Source organism: Streptococcus sp. 2342 (assembly GCF_013276795.1).
GTDB lineage: Bacteria > Bacillota > Bacilli > Lactobacillales > Streptococcaceae > Streptococcus.
The window spans coordinates 1-673 of sequence record NZ_VMLR01000022.1 but is presented as its reverse complement, the minus strand read 5'-3'; the positions used below and the strand labels follow the sequence as shown (position 1 = coordinate 673).

Below are 673 nucleotides of genomic sequence, written 5' to 3'. Positions count from 1 at the left end.
AAATCGCTTTTTTATATAATCTTTTGGGAAAGTAGTTGCTAAAAGATATAAAAATTGATAGAATAAGAATTATCTAAAAAATTTTAAGGAGAATCTAGCAAATGGATTTCACATGGGCACTGAAGTATGCCACTGAATTTTTGGGAACTGCCATTTTGATCATTCTTGGGAATGGTGCAGTTGCCAACGTTGAACTTAAAGGTACGAAAGGTCACCAAAGTGGCTGGATCGTCATCGCTGTTGGTTATGGTATGGGGGTTATGATCCCAGCCTTAATGTTTGGTAACGTATCTGGGAACCACATCAACCCTGCCTTCACTCTAGGACTTGCAGTTAGCGGTCTTTTCCCTTGGGCACAAGTGGTACCTTACATTATCGCGCAAGTATTGGGGGCTATCTTTGGTCAAGCCTTAGTTGTGGCAACACACCGTCCATTCTACTTGAAAACTGAAAACCCAAATAACATCTTGGGAACTTTCTCAACTATTTCAAGTATTGACCATGGTACAAAAGAAAGTCGCTATGCAGCAACTGTCAATGGTTTGATTAACGAGTTTGTTGGTTCATTTGTTTTGTTCTTTGCAGCTCTTGGTTTGACTAAAAACTTCTTTGGTGCTGAAGTGCTTCAATACATGAAACAAATGGCAACACAAGCAGGACAAACAGTTGATTT

1 protein-coding gene is annotated in these 673 nt (G+C 39.4%); it reads left to right on the top strand.

The window, feature by feature from the left end:
- Positions 1-101: 101 nt before the first annotated feature.
- Positions 102-673: MIP/aquaporin family protein (locus HT689_RS09515; RefSeq protein ID WP_173281016.1), on the top strand; the 572-nt coding region annotated here is incomplete at its 3' end.